We start from the raw sequence: 22,082 nt of genomic DNA, 5'->3' as shown, positions 1-22,082 counted from the left end.
CCGGACGGCGGGCGGCCGGCGCCGGCGCGCGGTACGGCCGAACCCGTGGGCCGTGCGACCGGCCGGCGGCCCCCAGCCGGCGACGACGCCGTGGGCTCGCCCCGCCGAGAAGAGCACTCCGCCGCCTCCCGCTGTGGCCGCGGCCGGGGATACTCCGCCGCCCGCCACCTCGGAGGCCCGGAGCCGGAGTGCGACGCGGGAGAGCGCTGGAGTTGAAACGAATGCGCGGGATCAAGTGGTTTCGGCGCCGTCGGCCGCTGTCGATGCTCCGGCCGTGTCGGCTCCGGCTCGCGCGGACGAGGGTCCGCCGCCGCGCGGTTGAGATCGGATGAGGTGCGGCGGCCGGTGGCTCGCTGTTTCCACCGGCCGCCGCGGATGAGGTCATCAGGGATGAGGGAACTGGTGACCTGCCGCCCGACTATAGCTCCTGATAACGTGCCGTTCAATAACGGCACTATTGCCAGTGGGGGGAATTTGTCCGATTTGGGTTGCGCATAGTTTGCCGCAGGAAGGCTTCGTCTGTGCGCGGAATGCGGTCAGGATCTTGATGGTTCGTGCGTCGACCGGCCCTGGATCGCAGATTGCCGGTCGGCCGCACGGCTGATCCCGCACCTCGGTCCGGTATGGGATCGAAAGATATTTTAACGCTGGATTACGGTACATTCACTGGTGGGATGGCCGGCGATGTGTCGCGGCTTTTGTCCGAATTTTTGCGGATGTGCGCGAGCTCCTGCAAATCCGCACCGATCTACCTCACTGAGGCTTTCTTGCGGAAGACCCGTCTTCCCGGTGCTGGGAAATGGTCTGCCCCGCTGCCGGGCCGGGTGGCTTACCCTGCGAGCAGACGAGGGTCGGCGGAAGGGATGTCCGAGGTGTCAGCGGCCGAAGACGCGTTCTACACGGGCGTGCAGAGTTTGGGATTGGTCGCCGGAGGGGTGCGCAACGAAGAGCATGCTCGCGCGGCGTTCACAGCGGCAACGGATCTCGATCCGGATATGTGCGATGCGTGGCTGGGCCGGGCTATGGCGGGGGAGGTCACTTCCGAGGTCATCTACGGTGCCTACCGCTCCTCGCACAATCTCTATCGGGACCAGCAGCGTGCCGGTCTGGTGGACCGTGCCCTCTGGTGTCAGGTGGAGATCGGTGTCTTCGGACTGCGTGTCGCCATGGCCGACCGCGACCAGATCGCCATCGCGCAGGCCTGTGCCTACGCCGACGGCGGGGAGTGGCAGGAGGCCGCCGCGATCCTGGACGAGGTGCGCGGTGACGACGTGGCCGAATTCGCCCGTATCTCGCTGTTCTACCGGACCGGCCGCTGGCCCGATGTGCTCAGCGCCCGCTCCGCGAAACCCGTGCTCGAGGACGGGTTGCTCGATATCGCCGCCGAGCTCATGGCCGCCAGCGCACTGGCCCACCTCGGACGATTCGGCGAAGCGCTGCCGCGGGCCCAGCGGATCGTGGAGGATAGCCAGTCCGGCAATCTGTCCTACATCTGGGCCGACGCCCACTACCTGCTCGGAATGATCCTGCGGCACAACGGGGACCACGACGCTGCCGACAAGATCCTCAAGGGCCTGCAGGGTTCCGGGCTGTGGCCCAACCGGCCGGACTGGCAGCAGGCGGTACGCGACAAGAACTTCCGGCTCGAGGTCACCACCCCCGCGGTGGTCGCTTCGCGGACCGATATCTGGGATGCCAGATCCGGCGACGACCCGGCCGAGGTGGCGGCCAGTGCGGCCAAGGCCGAACGCGACGAACTGCTCGAGGAGGCCTCCAAGCTCCTGCAGTCGCAGATCGGTATGGATTCGGTCAAGGAGCAGGTGGACCGGCTGAAATCCGGTGTGCTGATGGACCAGGTCCGCGCCAAACGCGGGCTCGCGGTCGATTCGCGGTCCAACCACCTCATCTTCTCGGGGCCGCCCGGAACGGGTAAGACCACCATCGCCCGGGTGATCGCCAAGATCTTCGCGGGGCTCGGGGTCGTAGAGAACGCGGAGGTCATCGAGGCGTCACGTAACGATATGGTCGGCACCCATCTGGGGCATACCGCCCCGAAGACCAATGCTCTGATCGACTCGGCACTGGGTGGCGTGCTCTTCATCGACGAGGCCTACACTTTGATCCAGGAGGGGCTGTCCGGGGGCGACGCGTTCGGTAAAGAAGCGGTCGACACACTGCTGGCCCGGATGGAGAACGACCGCGACAAGCTGGTGGTGATCATCGCCGGGTACGAGGCCGAGATAGACCGGTTCCTGCAGTCGAACGAGGGCCTCTCCTCACGGTTCACCAAGCGGGTCCGTTTCCCCAGCTACGATCCGGCCGAGCTCGTCCAGATCGCCGATCACATCGCGTCGAAGAAGGACTCGATCCTGTCGGATCAGGCGCGCGAGGTACTGCGCGACCGATGCACGATGATGTCGGAGCAGAGCAAGAACGGGCGGCGTCTCATCGATCTCGCCGGCAACGGCCGTTTCGTGCGCAACGTTGTCGAAGCCGCCGAGGCCGAGCGCGATTTCCGGTTCACCCGGGACAATGTGGATATCGCGGCGCTCACCGACGAGGAACTCATGACAGTTGACGCCTTCGATATCACCGCCGCGCTCCAAGGATTGGCACCCGTCGGCAAGTAGCGTCCGCGACTCGTCCCGACCGGCTGTTCCCATCCTTGGGGAGTGGCCGGTTTCGCGGTGCGCGTTAGGTTGTGGCCGAGGTCGGCGGAAGGGAACGTATACCGGTGGCACGCTTCCGGGTGGTGACCAAGCACCAGGTTTCGGGTTGGCGGTTTCTGCTACACCGGATCGAGCATGCCCTGGTCCGCCGCGACGCATCGATGATCGATGATCCGTCGCGAGGCCGGTCGACGGCACTTTCGATCGGGGTGGCGTTGGCCTGCATCGGTATCGCGGGCGCGGCTGTGCTGGCCTTCTTCAAACCGGCCAAGCCGGTGGGCGATTCGCCGATCATCGCCGAGAAGGACAGCGGTGCCCTGTACGTGAAGCTCGGCGAGCGGCTGCATCCCGCACTCAACCTGACCTCCGCGCGGCTGATCGTGGGTCAGGCCGCCAACCCGGTGAAGGTGTCACCCGACGAACTGGCGAAGTATCCGCGCGGCCCGTGGGTCGGGATCCCGGGCGCTCCGGGACAGATCAGCGACGAAGCGGAGAAGGATTCGGAGTGGACGGTCTGTGATACCGCCCGCACCGGCGCGGCCGCTCCGGTGGACCCGAAGACCGGCCTACCGACACTGTTGCGTTCGGCGGTGCTGACAACCGCCATCGCCGGACCACTCACCGTCGACGACGACGCCGTACACGAACTGAGCGGACGGCAGGCCCGGCTGCTGCGTGGCGACGACGCCACCTGGCTCGTGTACTCCGATCCGGTGCAGGGTGTGGTCCGGGCCGAGATCAACCTCTCGGATTCGCCGGTGATGCTGGCGCTCGGGATCGACAGCCGCGTTCAGGTGGCCGCGGCCTCACCGGGTCTGCTGGGGGCGATACCCGAGGTCGCGCCGATCCGGGTCCCGGATGTGCCCGGTGCCGGATCGCCCGCGACGCTGAAACCGTCCTTGGACGCGGTGGTCGGATCGATCGTCACGGTGTCCCTCCCGAATCAGCCCGCTGCCTACTACCTGGTGTCCAATGCCGGATTGGTACGGGTCAGCGCGGTGCTGGCCTCGATCGTGCGCAATTCGAATTCGCACGGGGCGGTCGCGACCAGTACCGTCGGGCCCGATGTCGCGGCGGCGAATCTGCGCCCGGGCGATTGGCCCGGTACCGCCACCTATCCGGCCGAGCCGGTCGAGATCCTCGATCCCATCCGGGACCTGGTCACCTGCTATCACTGGGAGCGCACGGGTACCGACCCGGACGCGCACACCCGTCTGCTCTATGGCCGGCAGCTGCCGCTCACCAAACAGGAACAGGGGCGCACAGTCGGGCTGGTGACCGCGCCCTATTCCGGTGGCGCGACCGCCGACTACGCGTATCTGCCCCGGACCTCGGGGAAGTTCGTGCAGGTGACCGGCGCCGAACCCGGATCGCCCCTGCGCGAATCGCTGTTCTGGATCTCCGACAGCGGGGTTCGATACGGTATCGGCGCGGATATGAAGGGCGGCGGCAAGAACGATCCGACGCTGTCCGCACTGGGATTGCGCGAACCGATAACGGCCCCCTGGAGCATTGTCTCGTTGTTCGCGGTCGGCCCCACCCTCTCGGTCGGTGACGCCATGATCCAGCACGACGGGATACCGACGAATATGACGGGTGTGCAGATGACGGGCAGGAAATGACCGCGACACGCCGCTTCGTCCGTCCGGCCCGGATGGTGCGCGGCCCGAAGGCACCGGCGGTGACCGAACTGCGCCTGCAACCACCGACCGAATTGCCGCGGCCGGTACCGATGTCCAAGCTCAAGATGATCATGCCCGTGATCATGCTGGCGGCCATGGTCGGCATGATGGCCATGATGTTCTCCGGCGGCCGCGCCATGTCGCCGATGATGCTGATGTTCCCCATGATGATGGTCGTATCCATGTTCGGCATGCTCGGTGGGCAGCTGGGTGGTGGCGGGGGTGCCAACAGCACCGCGGCGGGACTGAACGAGGAACGCAAGGACTACCTGCGGTCGATCACCGACAACCGGAAGACCGTGCACGAGGCCGAGACCGAACTCTACGAGTACCTCTCCTACACCCACCCCGGCCCGGCCGGACTCGGCCGCCTGGTCGGTGGCAAACGGATGTGGGAGGTGCAGGTCGCCAATCCGCAGTTCCTGCGGGTGCGCATGGGGCGCGGGCGGATCGCCAACCAGGTCCGGGTGATCGTCCCGGAAGCGGCCCCCACCTCGGATCTGGATCCGGTCGGTGTCGTCGAGCTGACTCGGTTCGCGAAGGCGTACTCGACGGTCGGGGGTATGCCGGTCGCGATCAATCTGCTGTCGGCGCCGCTGGTCGGCCTCGACGGTGATCCGGCCGCGATCGCGGGGTTGGCCCGGGCCATGATCGCCGAGATCGCGGTCCTGCACGGGCCGGACCAGGTCGCGGTCGCGGCGGTTCTCCACGATCCGGACGATCCGCAGTGGTCGTGGCTGAAATGGCTGCCGCATACCCAACATCCGGCGGATAACGACGCGATCGGGCCGAGCCGTATGGTGTATCGCACCGTGGCCGAACTGCGGGCCAAGGTGCTCGCCGGGCTGAACCGTGGCCCGTTCTCCGCGAACAATGAACCGGCGTTGGACAAATCGCATTTCGTCCTGCTCGTGGAATCCGGAGGTGCGAACACCGATCGCGATATCTCCGGTATCGACGGCTGCACCTGGTTGCGTCTGGGGGAGTCGGAGCAATCACTGCCGCGCTCGCTGAAGTTCACCGTGACCGCGGAACGCGCCCTGGAGGAACAGACACCACGCGGGAGCCGCCTGGTCGGAACCGCCGATACGATGTCGGTGTCGCAGGCCACCGCGGTGGCGCGCAGGCTGTCACCGTACCGGCTCTCCACAGTGGTGGAGGCCGTGGCCGCCGAGCAGGCCAGTGGCAGTACTTCCTGGGAGGACATGCTCGGAATCACCGACCCGGGCAATATCCGGGTGGACCGCCAGTGGCCCACCCGCCGCGACGCCGACCGCAACCGCTTGAATATCCCGTTCGGTCACGACCCCACCGGGCAGCTGGTGCATCTGGACATCAAGGAGTCCGCCGAAGAAGGTATGGGCCCGCATGGGATGTGCATCGGTGCCACCGGATCCGGCAAATCGGAATTCCTCCGAACCCTGGTGCTCTCCGCCATCGCGTCGCATTCACCCGATGTGCTGAACCTGCTGCTCGTCGACTTCAAGGGTGGCGCGACCTTCCTCGGTTTCGACCGGCTCTCCCATGTGACCGCGGTGGTGACCAACATGGAGGAGGAAGCCGATCTCGTCACCCGTATGGAGGACGTGATCAACGGCGAGATGGGCCGCCGCCAGCGCATCCTGCGTGACGCGGGAAACTTCGCGAACGTCGCCGACTACGAGCGGGCGCGGGAACAGGGTGCGCGGCTGGAACCGCTGCCCACCCTGCTGATCATTCTCGACGAATTCGCCGAACTGCTGGAACAGCATCCGAGCTTCTCGAAGCTGTTCGTCGCCATCGGCCGCCTGGGCCGTTCGCTGCGGATCCATCTGCTGCTTTCCTCGCAGAAGGTCCCCGCCAACCGGATGGGCGAGCTCGAGGCGCACCTGTCCTACCGGATCGCGCTGCGCACCAACCAGACCAGCGATTCGCGCGATGCCATCGGCACCGCGGATGCCTACCACTTGCCGAAGAAACCCGGCTCGGGGTATCTCCGGGTCGGAGCCGGCGATCTGCAGCGCTTCCAGGCGGCTTATGTCGGCGCCCCTTATACCGCGCCCGCCCAGACGACCGCCTCCGGCGCGCAACGTGCCCGTCGCCCCGGTGGAGGTTACAAACCGCCGCAGCGATTCACGGCCTCCTACATCGCCGAGACACGTCCGGTGCAGGTGGTGGAGCCGGTACGGGCCGCCGAACCCGAGAACACCGACGGCGAACCGGTCAGCGTGATGGAGACCGTGCTGCAGCAGTTCAGCCGGCACGGCCGCCCGGCGCACAAGATGTGGCTTCCCCCGCTCGGTGTCCCGCCCACCCTGGATCGGCTGATCGCCTCGGCGGAACCGGGTGGACTGGTCCTGCCCTGGGCAATCGTGGACAAACCGCGTCAGCAGCGCCAGGATGTCTGGTCGGTGGATCTTTCCGGTGCCGGCGGCCACGTAGCGGTCGTCGGCGGACCGCAGTCGGGCAAATCCACGGCCCTGCAGACATTGATCCTGTCTGCCGCGCTCACGCATACCCCGGAGCAGGCGCAGTTCTACTGCTTCGATTTCTCCGGCGGTCTGTCCGCCCTGCGCACGCTGCCGCATGTGGGTGCGGTGGCATCGGCCCGGGACGTGGATCGGATCCGGCGGACCTTCGCGCTCATCCGCAATCTGATCGCCTCCCGGCAGGCGCTTTTCGATCACCTCGGCATCGACTCCATGCGCGACTTCCGCCGGCGCCGTAGTGTCCCGGAGTCCGCGGCCGAGTTGTCCTCCTACGGCGATGAACACGGTGACGTGTTCGTCGTGGTAGACGGCTGGGATATCGGGTTCGCGGTCAACGGACCGTATTACGACGAATACATGCCGACCATGGAGTCCATCGCTCTGCAGGGACTCAATTATGGTGTCCACCTGGTGATCAGCAGCTCTCGCTGGGCGGCGATCCGGCCCGCGATCAAGGATCTGATCCAGACCCGGCTGGAGATGCGGCTCGGCGATCTCACCGACACCGTGTTCAATTCGCACCGCGCCGTGGTGGCCGCCGTACCGCCGAACAGGCCGGGCCGGTGTGTCTCGAACGAGGCACTCCATATGCTCACCGCGCTACCGCGGACCGACGGCAACGGTGATGCCGAGACCTCCGCGGCCGGTTTGAACGCGGCGATCAGCCAGTTGACCCAGACCTTCTCGGGCCGTCGCGCACCCGAGGTACGCTTGCTGCCCGGCGAGGTAACCATGCCCGAGATCCTGGCGCGCGTTCCGCAACCGACGAACCTGGCCGAGCGCCTGGTGGTGCCGTTCGGTATTCGCGAATCCGACCTCGCGCCCGCCACCATCGATTTCGGCGTGTCCACCCATTTCGTGATCCTCGGTTCGTCAGGCTGCGGCAAATCGACTGCCTTGGCCGCGCTGCTGGAATCGATACGCACCCGGTTCACCCCGGAGGAGGCCCGGGTGCTGCTGGTCGACTTCCGGCGCCAGCACATGGACGCGCTGCCGGCGGAACAACTGGTCGGATACCTCACCAGTGCCCGCGACCTGGTGGAGAACCTGCCGCCGTTCGTGCAGAAGATGCGCACCCGGCGCCCACCGGACGGGGTCACCTCGCAGCAATTGAAAGACCGGTCCTGGTGGAGTGGCCCCGAGATCTTCGTGGTCGTCGACGACTATCACATGGTGGCCCAGCGTGGTCAGATGAATCCGCTCGATCCGTTGAAGGACATCATCGTCGACGGGCGCGATACAGGTTTCCATCTGGTCGCCGCGCGCAATATCGCCCAGGCGGATTCGGCCATGTACGACAGTGTGCTGGGGCAGGTGAAGAACCTGAATTCCTCGGGCTTCATCATGGACGGGTCGAAATTGGACGGCATGCTCATCGGTGATGTGAAACCGACGAAACAGCCGGTGGGCCGAGGCATTCTGGTCGAGCCGCTGCTTTCGCGGAAGGACCTGGTCCAGGCGGCCTGGCTACCCGACGCGTAGCCGATCGGGAGTCCGCGGTCCGGCCGATGAGCGGGACTCCCCAAGATTGGGAATGGCTTAGCGTTCTTGGTGTACCGCTCCGGACGCGGTAGCAGGCAACAATCGATCGGAGTCATCGATGGTCCCCTTCTCAGCATTCACCGATCAGTTCCCCGGGATCAGCGCTCAGGTGAGCGCCGAGCAGTCCACCCTTTCGGGCTTCATGCATTCCGCCGCTCCCTGGGCACAGCCCGAGCCCACCGGCGCGCATTTCCCCGGTCTCCTGCTCAGCGCGGGCTTCAATCTCATGCAGGCCGCGTACTTCCAAATGCTCGCTGTCGGTGTCCTCGAGAAATTGCGTGGCGGTGAGACCTTGGTACCGGCGAGCATGACCTTCGAACTCACCGATAACACGGGTGGTGCCAGTGTCGGCGCGGCCGGCGCATCGATCGCCGGCGCGGTTTTCGGCAACTGATCCACCAGCCGCTGCGGAACGGAGCTGCGAATGCCGTTCTTCGAATACTTCGCGCTGGACCCACTGGTGATCCGGAACATGATGGACGACGGGCCCGGAGCGTTGCCACTCATCAATACGTCGACGGCCTATGACGGCGTGGAGACCGCGCTGGACTCGGCGGCGTCCGGAACGGACGGCCTGTTGACCACCATGGCCGAGGCTTGGCCGGGCGGGTTGAGCACACAGCGCGCCCAGTCGGCCTTTCGGAAACACAATCAGTGGGTCCGTCAGCAGGCGGCCGTCGCCAGCTTCCTGTCCAAGGCGGCGAGCGCCTCCGCCGAGCTGCACCGGGCGGTCGATGCGGCGATCCCCTCGCGGGTGGAGATCCTGGCCGCCATCGCCAAACGGGTCGCGGCCACCACCGCGGCGGCCGCGACCGCCGGCACTCCGGCGGGCACTGTGGCGACCGCGGCCGTCGCCGCGGCGGAAGCAGAGTACATGGTGCTTCGCTTGCGAGCCGGGGCCGGAATGATGGCCTACGAGGCCGGTGCGATGGAAGTCGTGTCGACCCTGCTCTCCATCCCGATCGAACCGCCGCCGCCGATCGTGGTAGCACCCGATGGATCCGGCCCGGTGAACCCGCCGGATACGAGCGGTCCACTGCAGGATCTGCTGACCAACGGCCCGAACAGCGATGTGCTGACCGGCGACCACCATCCGAACCAGACCACAGGCGACCCCACCCAGTCCACGGGCGACCCCGGCCAGTCGACCGGTGGCAGCGACGGGGGCAGTGGGGATCCGGGCACGGACCCGACACAGCCGCCGACCCAGGCCACCCCGGACCAGCCGGTGTCCGATATCCAGCAGCCGATCGGCAGTGAATCCGCGATGGGACCGGGTACGGAGTCCTACGGGCTCGACTCCGCGAATCCGGAAAGCCTGTACGGCACTTCGCCTACCTCGCCGACCCTCGCGGGCCTCAGCGGCGGGGCCGGAAGCCTCGTCGCGCTCGGTATGGCCCGGGGCGGTATCGGGATGATGCCCGGCGCTGCGACGGGCTTCCGGCTACCCGGCGGCTGGACGCCGGGTTCCGGTACCCCGTTCGGTGCCTCCTCCGGAGCCCCCACCGGCGCGCCGGTGCGTAACGCTCCCAAACGGGTTTCCGCGCCGACGGCGCGGATGCGGCGGCGCAGGAAGGAGGAGGAAGAGCGGACCGGCAAGGTGTTCACCCCGGGTGAGCAGTTCGAGGTGCCGGTTCTCGAGCGGCCGCCCGCGATCGGTGTCATCGAATACCAGGACGAGGAACCCGAAGCGGAACTGCTGATCGATTCTTCACTCGTGGGAGTACTCGATCGCCTCGATGACGAGGTGGAACAAGACAATAGAGAGAGCTCCCGGTGAGTCGTCCGGGGTTCGCTGAGGATTTATCGAAAAGGAGAACACCATGGCTGGCACTCTGTCCGGTGATATGAGTGGTATCACACAGGCCAGTGAGGACACCCTCAAGGCGGTGGCCACCAAAATGGCCGGCCCGCTGGGCACGCTCGAGGGACACCTGCAGGCACTCGCCGGTTCGCAGTCGGATCTGCAGACGTCCCTGAAGGGGCAGACCGGCACCGCGGTCCAGAACGCGTTCGGTAACGCCTACGAAACAGGCAAGAAGGTCGCCGAGTTCCTCCAGACCATCATGGACACGATCCAGGCCAGCGGTGTGGACTTCGGTGACCTCGACCTCCAGGGAGCCGCGCGTTTCGGTGCCGACGGTTCGCTGGATGTCGGCAGCGCCAGCGGCACCTGGGCCAACAACGCCGTGGAAGGCGTCGGCAACCGCGATATGAGCAAGGTGTCGCTGAACTTCTGATCGGCCCGGCAGGCCGTATTTCCAAATCTTCGTAAGAAAGGTTGGTTCCGATGACCAATCCCATCTATGCCAATTACGCACAGGTCGACGACGTCACCGTGCGAGTCAAGTCCGTGCTCGGCGGTATGCAGGACAACCTCGGCCAGCTGCGCAGTCTCAAGCAGATGCTGCTCGACGAATTCAAGGGTTCCGGTGCCGGCGGGTACGAAACCGTCGCCTTGGAACTGGAGAAGCGGCTCGACTCCTACGAGGCCAGCCTGGCCGGCCTGAACGGCAAGGTGATCGATGTGGCGACCAAGGGCGGCATGATCGACGGTGCCGACAACCTGGTCGCCAACAAGTTCATGGGTCTCGTGGGATAATTTGTTCGGCCAACCCTCGGGCGCTACCGAGATGGCGGGACCGGCGGATAGCGATCCGGTCACCATCGACCTGAATGTCGATGCCGCCCTTGTCCTCAAGGACATGGTCGGCATCGACACCTATCCTCCGGTCCTTGCCATCATGCCGAATATCTATCGGATCGACGATCGGGACCGGGTCTGGGCGGTCGTCAAGGAACAGCTCACCGAGGCGGGGATCCTCGTCGGCGGTGAGGTACATCCGGTCGTGGCCGGTTGGCTCCGGTGCCTGGAGCGCCCGGATGTCGAACTGGTGGTCCGGGTGATCGACAACGGCCGCGGCGGACACACCCCCACCATGCTGCGCATGTCGCTGGTGCGCGCGGGGGAGGCGCATGTACTCGCGGTGCGCTGCGATGACGAGGTGATCATCCAGTCGGTATTCCACCAGGGCAGACAACTGAATACACTGGCGGCGGTAGTGGGATCGGCGCTGGGCGACTATCCGGTGCTGAGCTTCGAACCGCTCGGCATCGCGATCGACGACCTGCAGGAGATTCCGGTCGATCCGGACGGCCGTAGGTCGGCGCTGCGGGAACTCGGTGCGGAGCCGCGCACGGCGAGCGTGCTCACCCGGGCGATGGACGAGATCGTCCGCCGGGCCGAGGTGCTCATGATCGAACACCGTGACGGTGGCGCGACGACCCCCGACTTCAACGCTTGTTTGAGCGTGCTGGACACGCTCGCAGGGCGATTGGTCATCACACCCAGCAGGGCGCTGGACGGCCGGATATGGTCGACCTTCCGGCCGGGTGACGATCCCGCCCTGCACAGTGGTATCAACGGTCTGGCCGAGCTGCTGCCCGGCCGGAGCTGGTTCGATACCGCGCGCACCGGTTGACGTTCCAGTGCTGGATGAGAGGACGGTGAGATGAACCGGGCACCGACAACCAATGGCGACGCAACCGCTGCGCTCGCCAAAGGCGGTTACGACGCCTACTTCGCACAGCTAGAGGATCATCCCGGTAGCGGAGCGTCCCGGGCCGCTGCCCTGCCGGTTCCTCCCCGCCCCGATATCCCGTCCGCGGCCTCCACCTCAGGCGCCGAATCGCCGACAGCACCGGAAACAGGTACCGATCAGATGAGTTCGGCAGCGTCTCCGGATCCGGGGGCCGGACCCGCGCCCGCATCGCACACCGTCGGTTCCCCGCCTTCCGCGGTCTCCCCGCCACCGCCCGGCGCTCCGGCTCCCGACGGCCCACCCGCGGCCGACGGCGATCTGGCCGATCTGCGGCAGCGGGCGGCCACGGCCCATCAGCAGGCCGCGGAAGAGGAACGGCGGGCTATAGCGCGCCGCCAGCAGAACGCCCAGGTAGCGGCGATGCCGCCCCCGCCCGGGCCGCCGGAGCCGAGTGCCGCACCGGCGGCGGGATGGGCGACGCCGCCCCCCGATACCGCGGCGCAGTCGCCGGGCCCGGCTCAGCCGCCCCCGGCCGCAGCGCCGGCCGCGGGAGCCGCCTACACCGGAAACCCGCAGTACTACGCCGATTACTCCCCGATGGCGGCCACCGACCCGGCCACCGGGCGCCCTGTCGCCGATCCGTCGCGTGTCCCTGATCGGATCCACCGGCCGTCCTACGATTCGACCGGGCGTATCGAGGTGCTGCCTCCGGCGCTGGCATCCGCGGAACTCCTCGCCGAGATCGCGGCCGTGCGCCAGGCCCATCTGCGCTCGAACAAGGGTATGCGGGGGGCACTGAACAAGGTCGGCTTCAATCTGGGCCTCTCGCCGGCCGAACAGCGGGCGGAGAGCCGGCGCAATCGGATCCGCCGGCAACTCACCGTGCCATACCAGATCGCGGTGGTCAGTGTGAAGGGTGGCGTGGGTCGTACCACCACCACGGCCGGTCTCGGTTCGACCTTCGCGAAGCTGCGGCCCGACCGGGTGGTCGCCATCGACGCCAACCCGGATTTCGGCGATCTGTCCAGCCGGACCACGCGGCATCAGTTCGGTCTCACACTGCGGGATCTCGCGCAGGCCGGGGGGCGGCTGGACTCCTTCTCGGCGGTGCATTCCTATACCTCGGTCAATACCGCCGATCTCGCCGTGGTGGCATCGCCGTGGACCACCGACGCGGCGGAGGCCCTGACCGGCAACGAGTATCAGGCCGGTGTGGAGATCCTGCGCCGGCACTACAATCTGCTCGTGGTCGACTGTGGAACCGGAGTGCTCGATTCGTCGACCGATTCGGTATTGCGTACCAGCGATGCGGTCGTCGTGGTGACCCCCGCGACCGTCGGCGGTGTCACCGGTGCGGTCGCGACCCTGAACTGGCTCAGTTCGCACGGTTTCGACCATTTGATCGCCACCTCGGTGGTGGCGATCGTCCGGCAGCATCCGGTCAAACCCACGGTGGATATCGAGGCAATCGAGAAGCTGTTCGCTTCGGCGCAGCGGCCCACCATTCAGATTCCCTTCGATCCGCATCTCGCCGAAGGCGGTGAGATCGATCTGCGCATGCTCGAGAAAGAAACCTTGTTGGCCTTCGAGGACCTCGCGGCCGATCTGGCCGACGACTTCCCCGGCTATGTCGCCGAACCCTCGAGCGGCGAGCGCGGGGGAATGCGGTGACCGCTGTGCAGACAGCGGCCCCGTCGGCGGCGGGTAGCGCCGCTCCTGCCGAGGTCGCGCGAGCGCGGGTCGCCGTGATGGTGTCCAGCTACCAGGTGGATGTGGTCGTGCCGACCAAGTTCACGGTGGAAACCTTCATCGACGACCTGGTGACCGTACTCGCGACCGCGATCGGTGACGAGGAGGTGGATTTCACCCCGCCGCACGGCCAGTGGAGCCTGGCGCGTCCGGGCGAGTCACCCATCCCGCGCTGGCGCAGTCTCGGTGACCACGACATCGTCGACGGTACGGTGCTCATGCTGGCGCCGGTCGAATCGGCCGAAGTCTTCACCCCGGTTGTCGAGGACATCACCGATGCCCTCGCGCTCATCAACGAACGCGAGTTCGCCGAGTTCGATGCCGAGACCGCCGCGGTGGTGGGCCTCGGTGTCTTCGGTATCGGCTCGGTGGGCCTGGCCGCCATGCTCTCCTGGGCCTGGACACAGTCCGGTTCGCTGCTGTGGTGTGGCCTGCCGGCGCTGTTCCTGGGAGTGCTGTGCTGGATCGCGGCTGTCGCGATCCGGGGTAGCGGTGCCGCCCGGCGCATTTCGCTGGGGGCGGGTCTGGCCGCGATCCCGCTACTGTTCGCCGGCAGCGCCATGCTCGTACCACCGGCATACGGTGAGCCGGGGCCGTTCGCGCCCGCCAATATCGTGGCCGGTGCGGTGGTGACAGCGGTCGCCGCCATGGCGATGATGCGGTTGACCGGAACCGGGATCGCCACGCTGATGAGCGTCGCCGTGCTCGGTATCACGGTGACGCTGACGGTCCTCCCGCTGGCCTATTTCGACCTGGTGACTCGCCAGGTCGCCGGTGGCGCGGTATTCGTCGGACTCGTACTGCTCACGCTCGCGCCTCGGATCGCGGTGGTCATCGCCCGTATCCGGCCGCCGGATCTGCCCGACCCCGGTAACGAGGTGAATCCCGCGACGCTCACCGATATCTTCGATGCCGAAACCCACCGGGATGTAGAGCAGGACGCCGAGGTCGCGGCGGCCGCGGAAGAGTCGCGGCGCAGCCGCGAGGTGGGTATCGAGAGCCGGGCGCGGCTCGCCGTCACGAGCCTGCGCGGCCTCATCGTCGCGGTCTCCGGATTGCTCTCGGTATCGACAGTGATCTGCGCGGCGGTCAGTCCCGGTGGAATCCGGGAGATCGTGATGGGCGCCGCGGTGGCCGGCATCTTGGCCATGCGTTCGCGCTGGTACCCCGACCGGGTGCAGGCGATCGCGCTGATCAGTGGGTCCGCGGTCACGGTGCTGGGCGTCGCGGCCGTACTTGTCGGCGCCTACGAGAGCTCGTTCGCGCGCCTGACCGTCGTTCTCGTCGCCGCTCTCATCGCCTGCTCCGCGCTGGCCGCGGCGTTGCGGCTGCCGGGCAAGCGACTGACACCGGTGACCCGGCGGATCACCGACCTGATCGAGTACGCGCTGATCCTCGTGGTTCCGGTGACCGCCTTCTGGATCATGGGTGTGTACACCGCCATGCGAGGGATCTGATGCGTCTGCGTCTGATCGGTGCCGCCGCGGCGGCACTGATTACCCTGGCGATGGATACCGGGGCCGGACCGGCCGCCGCCCTGGTACCACCGGAGGTGGTCGTCGGCGTGGCGCCACCGGACGGTCCGCCGGGACCGGAACTGCCGACGAAACAGGAGAGCGGCTGTCTGGCGTCGGGTGTGCTGGAGAATACCGACGTCTCCCGTACGCCTCCTTCTGAATTGGCGTTGAACCTGGCCGACGCCCGGACGCTCAGCCGGGGCGCCGGGGTCACGGTCGCTGTCGTGGATACCGGGGTGACCCCGCATCCGCGACTGCCCAATCTGGTGAGCGGTGGCGACTACGTCGCGGCGGGTGGCGACGGACTACAGGACTGTGACGCGCACGGGACGCTCATCGCCGGCATCATCGGCAGTGCCGCGGATCCCGCGGACGGTTTCACCGGCGTCGCGCCCGATGCGCGGATCCTGTCGATCCGCTACCGGTCCGTGGCTTTCCGGGTCGAACGCAGCTCGGGCGATCAGCGGGAACGACTCGCTCAGGAAGTGCGGACACTGTCCCGGGCGATCACCCATGCCGCAAATCTGGGAGCGGGCATCATCGTGGTGCCGCTGCCGGTCTGCCTGCCAGTGGATTCGGGTGTCGACCTCGGTGTCCTGGCCGAAGCGGTCGGCTATGCCGTGCACACCCGAGGGTCGCTGATCGTGGCTGGAGCCGGTAATTCCGACAGTCCCGGGTGCGCCCAGAACCCCGACTACGATCCAGGCCGCCCGGCGGATCCGCGGAACTGGAAATATGTACGAACGGCCTCGGTGCCCGGAGTTTTCGGTGAGTCGGTGCTGTCGGTCGGATTCACCACCGCGTACGGCGGGGTCACCGACCAATCGCTGATGGGCCCGTGGGTGAGCGTGGCCGCACCGGGTACCGGTATCGAATCGCTGGGCCCGGGTTCGGCCGGTTTGATCAACGGGGTCGGCGCCCCGGACAAACTGGTGCCGGTCGGTGGCTCGTCGTTCGCCGCCGCCTACACTGCCGGCGTCGCGGCCCTGCTGCGTTCGCGCTTCCCGAACGAGACTCCCGCCGAGATCACCGCCCGGCTCACCGCCAGCGCGCACGCGCCGGCGCGAGGTATCGACAATACGGTGGGAGCGGGGATGATCGACCCGATCGCGGCGCTGAGCTATCGGACCCCGCCCGAACCTCCCGAGGGCTTGTTCCAAGCGGCCGGATTGGAATTACCGCCACCGCCCCGGCCTCCGGACGGCAGACCGGGTATCACCGCGGCGATCGTGATCGGCGCGGCGGTACTGATCGGCGCGACCGCGACCTACGGTGTGAACTCGCGGCGGAGGCAGCGGCGGTGATCTCGACAGCGGAGCGAGCGGTCCGAGGGCCGGACCGCCGGGTCGCCGGAGTGGAACGCGGCCCGTTCGCGATTATGGCGATCGGAGGCAGTGTGGTGATGGCCGGGTTGTCCGCGTATCTGCCGTTGTGGGGTGCCGCGGCGATCGTCGCGGGACTGTTGCTCACGGTGATCGTGCGGTTCCGCGGCCGGACGCCCATACGGTGGTTCCTCGATTGGCTCGACTTCCGGACCGGGCGATCGGGCCGGGCGGAACTACTCACCGCGCAGCCCTCGTTGCGCGATATCGAGGTGCCGGCGGGATTGTGCGGTCTGGTGGAGGACGGAGACGTGCTGGTCGCGATGATCCAGCTCGCCCCCAATCTCGACCTGCCCACAGTAATCGCCGAGCAGACCATTTACACCGAGGACACCGTCGCGGTGGAGAGTCTGCTGCCGATGCTCGACCAATACGGGATCGGTATCGATATCGATATCGTCACGACCGGCCAGCGGGTCCGGGCGGCGGGTAGTTACAGCATGCTCTACGACCAGTTGATCGGTTCCCATCCGGTGGTCGGTAACCGGCTGACCTGGCTGGTGCTCCGGCTCGATCAGCACCGGAACCTGAAAGCGCTGGCCGCGCGCGGTCCGTGCGCCGTCGTCGCCCCCCGGACGCTCGCCACTGCGGCACATCGAATCGCCGGGCGTCTGCGCGAACGCGGTATGGCGGCGCATCCATTGCCTGCGGCGGCCATGGTCGAGGCGACCCGGTTGCTGCACGCCGGTGTCGAGCTCGGCGATCTGACCGAGCAATGGGACCGGGTGAAGACCTCGGTGCCGGGACGGTTTGTCACCAGCTTCGGAATCGATTGGTCCGAACTCGACGACTCGGGTCTGGACGACTGCTGGACCTGGAACAGCGGACGCACCACCCTGGTGGTCAGCTTGTCGGGTACCGACGGTCCCCGCGCCGTGGTGCGCTATATCGGTCCGGCTATGACCGAGGTGCTACCGGACTATCTGCGGCGGCTGCCCGGGCGGCAATCCGTGGCGCTCCGCTCCACCCTGCCCACGGGTGTTTCGCTGCGTGTGCTGACCCGGGACGAGAACACCGTCGAGGAGGCTTCGCCGGAGCTGGGCCGGGAGTTGTCGATCGCGATCGGCCCCAACGGCCAGATCCTCGGTGCGATCAGCGGGCAGACCCGGCATCAGCTTGCGCTACCACTGTACGACCCGGCCCCCTACAATCCCCGTCGCCGGACCGTCGACGTGCACGCCATGCTTCCGGTCGCCCAGCAGTTGGTACTGCGGGCCACGGTGGTCGGCGCCGATATCGAAGTCCACACCAGTCGTCCTCAGCGGTGGCAGCATCTCGTCACCGCGGTCGGGGATGCCAGGTCGCTGCGGCTGGCCGGGGCCGACGACGAGGAGCCGGGAGCGCATGCCGCCATCACCGTGTTCGATCAGCTGCCGCCCCAGGCGTCGGCCGCGCCGACCACGGTATCGATCAGCGATCCGGGCAGCCCGCGTCGCGGCTCGGTGGATCTGTCGATCGAACAGGTAGGGGAGGCACAGTTGGATGTGCGGATCCCGATGCGTACCGTCCGGGTGAACTTGGTCGAACCGCGCGGCGAGACCCGCTTTCTCGACCACAGCGACCGCCCGCCGACGGTTTCCCCGCCACCCGGTAATTCCGAACGGACCGTTCCGGTGACCCGGCCTCATGGATATCCGGCCCGGTGACTAGGACAGAGCAGGTAATCTCGATGACCGTGGTAGCGGATCCCGAACCCGGCAGTGGCAGATTCGACAACCCGGACGGCGTACAGGAGCAAACACCGAGACAGGCGGCCGCGGCGATTTTCTCCAGCCGGCTCTCGGAACTGATCGCCGAATCGGTGGTGTCCACCGAGGACGGGTCGACACGTGGGTTGACCTTGTACTCGCTCGCCCAGCACCTGGAACTCGCGTATCCGGATGTGCCGGTCTCGCAGTCGGGTCTGTACCGGTTGATCCACGGCGACGCCATCCCACGGTTGGACCTGATCATCGCGTTGGCGCGGGTGTTCGATGTACCGCCCGAGTACTTCGTGACGGCAGAGAAGACACGATGAACGGGGCGGTTCGGCACCCCCGGCGGACCGTTCGACACGGGCCTGTCGAGTCCCCATTGTTGGGAATGATGAGGCTATCGCCGGGGCGGTAACCGATACCATTTCGGCTATGCCCGATGCGGATTCCGGAGACGTATTTCTCCGCAATCGAGGCGCGATTCTGGATGCCCTCCTGGCGGATCCGGCTTTCGGGCTCACCAGCAGCAACACTCCTACGGAGACCGCCGCGCCCGAGGCCGAGCCGATCTCGCGTCCGGGCGGGCCGGAGATCGCCTTCGACGAATCACTGCTCGCGCCGGCGGCGCCGGTCCGCGATGTGGTGGCCGAGCCCGGCGACCCTCCGTCGCCGGTGGGGCTGGACATGCCTGCCGCCGAACCGGATTCCGGTGTCGCGGGGTCGCGGCCGCGGCGCTCGACCGCGGGGCCTTCGGCGAGCGAGCGGATCAACGCGTTGCTCAGCGGGCAGGCCCCCGGCAACGGTTCCACGGGCTTCGCCTCCGATAACGCCGAACGTGTCGCGGACCGGCTGAACGCGACCGCACCGCCCGAGGCGCCGCCGGAGCAATCGGAAGCTCGCGAGCCGGCTCGCGCCGAGCGGCAGACGCCGCGGGAAATCGCCCGTGAGGTCGCCGATCAGTTGCGCAAACCGCGGGTCGCCCTCGCGATCGCGGCTGTGGTGGCGCTGCTGATCGTGGTGCTACTGGTGGTCACCGGCGGGAAAGAGGACACTTCACAGACCCAGCCGCTGGCCGTTTCCCCGGCGCCGGCCCAGCCGGCACCCCAGACCCCACAGCCGCCCGGCAGCGGCACCATCGTTCCGAAATCGGCGGAGTCGAAATGCCCGTCGGGCGGCACCGACGGAATGGACGCCTTCTCCGGCGAACCGGGCAAGGCATGGTTGTGCCCGCGCGCGTACAAGATCGACGGTCAGGTTCTGCGGATCGATCTCGGCCAGGAGTACGAGATCGATTCGATCGCGATCGTGCCCGGCTGGGACCATGTGGGCACCGACGGCACCGACCAGTGGACGAAATACCGGACGGTGAGCCGTGTCTCGTATCAGTTCGACGACGACAACAAGACCACCTACACCCAGGAGACCCTGGATCAGCGGTCACTGGTGGTGACCCGGATCGAGCCGCCTATCAAGACCTCGGAGATCACGCTCACCGTCCTGAAATCCAGTGGTGACAGCTCCAGCAATACGGTGGCGATCTCCTCGATCGTCATCACCGGGCAGTGAGGCCGGTATGAGACACGGGGTGCGCCGATGACGGTCCGCTGCCAGTACTGCGGGCATACCGCGGCCGCGGGGCCTTCGGCCTGCGCCAATTGCGGTGCGCCGCTCCCGGAGAGCGGCCCGCCGCCGGCCCACGGTGGTGCCGTGGCGCCGGGTGGCCCGCACGGTGGTCTCGGCACCCATCCGGCCGAGATGAGCGGCCGGGCGAGTGCGCCGGCCGGCCGGCCGCACGAACACCACCGCCACGGTGCGGTGCCGCCGGATCGGCCGGAGGCCGAGCACCCGGTGCACGGACAGTCCGGCCATCACCACGGGCGGCACGGAGTACTCGGATTCCTCCGTTCGCATCTGGTGGACGAGACCGAAGCCGTCGTCCAGAAGCATCATCCGAAATGGCAGTGGCGCGCGGCGGGCGGTGTCGCGGTGGCGGTGCTGCTGGTGCTCGCCTTCCTGATGGTGAAGTCGTGCACACTGACCGGCCCGCCGCTCACCGGACCGCCCGGATTCGGCCCGAACGGGCCCATCGCGGCCACCGACGCGGTTTCCGCGCTCCCCGCTCCGTTGCAGTCCGCCTCGTGCCGTCCGCACGAAGAGACCGACGGCGTACAGAGCTGCGTACTCGACTCCGGGAGCCCGTTGCTGATGGGTGAGATCACCGGGGGGCGGCAGCTGGCGTTCCAGGTGCAGGCCGCCGCGCCCGCCGCGCTCGCTCAGGCGGTCACGCAATGGCGTTCTGCCGGCGGCACCGTTGTATCCGACGGTGAGGTGTTCGCGGCGATCAGCGCCTCCGCGGCGATCTGGTATGCCGATACCCGGTCGGGTCTGCGAGTGGACACCGGTGCGTTCACCGACAGCGCCGGCGCGCGGACCTTTCTGATGCGGTCCGGTCTGCTGCATCCGTAGCGCGGGCCATCCGAAGGCTGTGTGGTGGCGAACATCTCATCGGCGCGCTTTCTTCCCGGCGCGCCGGATCCGGTGACGGTTTACACACGCGTAACGTACCGCTATACAGTGGCACATTAAACGCGTAGAGTGCCTGGTGAAGAAGTTCGAAACCGAAGCGGAAAGGCGCGGATCACGGTGACGACAATGCAGGACACAGTTTCGCCGATGCGATTCCGGATTGATCCGGACGAACTGGGGTCGGCGCGTTTCCGGACCGCGCTGTACCGTACGGCCGAAGCGCCGCCGGGTGAGTGGCGATTCACGCTCTACGCCGCGGGCGAGGGCGTTTCGCTGAGCCGGGTGCTGCCGGTGCTGCACAGCCTCGGTGTGGAGGTCGTGGACGAACGGCCCTATCAGCTGGAATCCGACGGTGACCGGTCGGACTGGATCTACGATTTCCGGTTACGCGTGGTCTCGGCGGTGCTACGTACCCAGTTGGATCCCGAGCTGGAGGCCGATCTCGATCAGCCCGAAAGCCCGGGCGCCCAGGGGATCGCGCAGAGATTCACCGCGGCATTCGAAGCCATGTGGTTCGGTGTCGCCGAGGTCGATACGCTCAACGAATTGATCCTGCGGGCCGGGCTGCACTGGCGTCAGGTCGTGGTGCTGCGTGCCTACGCGAAATATCTGAAGCAGGCCGGATTCTCCTACGGTGCCGCCGGTATCACCCGGGTGCTGCTGGCCAATCCGGATATGTCCCGCGGTTTCGTGCGCCTGTTCGAGGCGTATTTCGATCCCGACGGCGACGCCGACTCGGCCGCGGGTATCGCGGAATGGCTGGGAGCCGAAATCGATGCGGTGGTCAGCCTGGACACCGACCGGGTGCTGCGCGCGGTGCTCAATGTGGTCACCGCGACCCTGCGCACCAACTACTTCCGTCGCGACGGTGACGGCGAACCGCCCGCGCATCTTTCCCTCAAGTTCGATCCACAGTCGATCACCCTGTTGCCGCAGCCGCGGCCGAAGTACGAGATCTTCGTGTATTCGCCGCGGGTGGAGGGTGTGCATCTGCGGTTCGGTGCGGTGGCGCGTGGTGGTTTGCGGTGGTCGGATCGGTTGGAGGATTTCCGGACCGAGATCCTGGGTCTGGTGAAGGCGCAGGCGGTGAAGAACGCGGTGATCGTGCCGGTGGGGGCGAAGGGTGGTTTCGTGGTGAAACGCCCGCCGGCCACCACCGGCGACGCCGCCGCCGACCGGCAGGCACTGTTCGCCGAGGGCGTGTCCTGCTACCGGACCTTCATCTCCGGGCTGCTCGACCTGACCGACAATGTCGAACGCGGCACCGGAACCGTGCTCCCGCCGGAGCGGGTGGTGCGTCGTGATGGGGAC

At 67.2% G+C, this 22,082-nt stretch carries 16 protein-coding genes; all 16 read left to right on the top strand.

The window, feature by feature from the left end; all coding sequences use genetic code 11:
* Positions 1 to 872: 872 nt before the first annotated feature.
* Positions 873 to 2,630 carry a type VII secretion AAA-ATPase EccA gene (gene eccA, locus NGR01S_RS29575; protein WP_063042704.1) on the top strand — a complete coding sequence of 586 codons (1,758 nt, stop codon included), beginning with the start codon at positions 873 to 875 and terminating at the stop codon, positions 2,628 to 2,630.
* 104 nt (positions 2,631 to 2,734) lie between these two features.
* Positions 2,735 to 4,291: a type VII secretion protein EccB gene (gene eccB / locus NGR01S_RS29570; RefSeq protein WP_063042702.1), complete on the top strand. Its 1,557-nt coding sequence runs from the start codon at positions 2,735 to 2,737 to the stop codon at positions 4,289 to 4,291.
* Positions 4,288 to 8,301 carry a type VII secretion protein EccCa gene (gene eccCa, locus NGR01S_RS29565; protein WP_063042692.1) on the top strand — a complete coding sequence of 1,338 codons (4,014 nt, stop codon included), beginning with the start codon at positions 4,288 to 4,290 and terminating at the stop codon, positions 8,299 to 8,301. The genes eccB and eccCa overlap by 4 nt, the downstream gene beginning before the upstream one ends.
* Before the next feature lie 118 nt (positions 8,302 to 8,419).
* Entirely contained in the window at positions 8,420 to 8,755 is a 336-nt protein-coding gene (locus tag NGR01S_RS29560; RefSeq protein WP_063042690.1) for a hypothetical protein, read from the top strand.
* Between the two features lie 30 nt (positions 8,756 to 8,785).
* Positions 8,786 to 10,141: a PPE domain-containing protein gene (locus NGR01S_RS29555; protein ID WP_063042688.1), complete on the top strand. Its 1,356-nt coding sequence runs from the start codon at positions 8,786 to 8,788 to the stop codon at positions 10,139 to 10,141.
* A 43-nt stretch (positions 10,142 to 10,184) separates the two neighbouring features.
* Complete coding sequence (locus NGR01S_RS29550; RefSeq protein WP_063042685.1) at positions 10,185 to 10,601, top strand: WXG100 family type VII secretion target; 417 nt, start codon at positions 10,185 to 10,187, stop codon at positions 10,599 to 10,601.
* Between the two features lie 50 nt (positions 10,602 to 10,651).
* Entirely contained in the window at positions 10,652 to 10,963 is a 312-nt protein-coding gene (locus NGR01S_RS29545; protein WP_063042683.1) for a WXG100 family type VII secretion target, read from the top strand.
* A 31-nt stretch (positions 10,964 to 10,994) separates the two neighbouring features.
* A complete protein-coding gene (locus tag NGR01S_RS29540; protein WP_063042681.1) occupies positions 10,995 to 11,843 on the top strand; it encodes an ESX secretion-associated protein EspG in 849 nt (282 codons plus the stop codon).
* 30 nt (positions 11,844 to 11,873) lie between these two features.
* Positions 11,874 to 13,574 (top strand): CpaE/TadZ family protein, encoded by a 1,701-nt coding sequence (locus NGR01S_RS32750; RefSeq protein ID WP_245664835.1) that lies wholly within the window; start codon positions 11,874 to 11,876, stop codon positions 13,572 to 13,574.
* The gene (gene eccD / locus NGR01S_RS29530; RefSeq protein ID WP_063042679.1) at positions 13,571 to 15,109 is read left to right on the top strand and encodes a type VII secretion integral membrane protein EccD; all 1,539 of its coding nucleotides are present in this window, start codon (positions 13,571 to 13,573) and stop codon (positions 15,107 to 15,109) included. Before NGR01S_RS32750 ends, eccD begins: the two co-directional genes overlap by 4 nt.
* Positions 15,109 to 16,473, top strand: coding sequence for a type VII secretion-associated serine protease mycosin (gene mycP, locus NGR01S_RS29525; RefSeq protein ID WP_245664834.1), 1,365 nt, complete (start codon positions 15,109 to 15,111; stop codon positions 16,471 to 16,473). Before eccD ends, mycP begins: the two co-directional genes overlap by 1 nt.
* Positions 16,470 to 18,197, top strand: a complete 1,728-nt coding sequence (gene eccE / locus NGR01S_RS29520; protein WP_245664833.1) for a type VII secretion protein EccE — start codon at positions 16,470 to 16,472, stop codon at positions 18,195 to 18,197. The genes mycP and eccE overlap by 4 nt, the downstream gene beginning before the upstream one ends.
* 23 nt (positions 18,198 to 18,220) lie before the next feature.
* Entirely contained in the window at positions 18,221 to 18,568 is a 348-nt protein-coding gene (locus NGR01S_RS29515; protein WP_245664832.1) for a helix-turn-helix domain-containing protein, read from the top strand.
* A 109-nt stretch (positions 18,569 to 18,677) separates the two neighbouring features.
* Positions 18,678 to 19,811, top strand: a complete 1,134-nt coding sequence (locus tag NGR01S_RS29510; RefSeq protein ID WP_063042677.1) for a hypothetical protein — start codon at positions 18,678 to 18,680, stop codon at positions 19,809 to 19,811.
* Positions 19,812 to 19,838: 27 nt separating this feature from the next.
* Positions 19,839 to 20,711: a zinc ribbon domain-containing protein gene (locus NGR01S_RS29505; RefSeq protein ID WP_063042676.1), complete on the top strand. Its 873-nt coding sequence runs from the start codon at positions 19,839 to 19,841 to the stop codon at positions 20,709 to 20,711.
* Between the two features lie 219 nt (positions 20,712 to 20,930).
* Positions 20,931 to 22,082 (top strand): NAD-glutamate dehydrogenase domain-containing protein (locus NGR01S_RS29500; protein ID WP_245664836.1); only part of this gene is annotated, 1,152 nt, incomplete at its 3' end.

The sequence above is a fragment of the Nocardia grenadensis NBRC 108939 genome (assembly GCF_001613445.1).
In the GTDB taxonomy this organism is placed as follows: Bacteria; Actinomycetota; Actinomycetes; order Mycobacteriales; family Mycobacteriaceae; genus Nocardia; species Nocardia grenadensis.
This window is presented reverse-complemented; position numbering and strand designations above follow the sequence as displayed.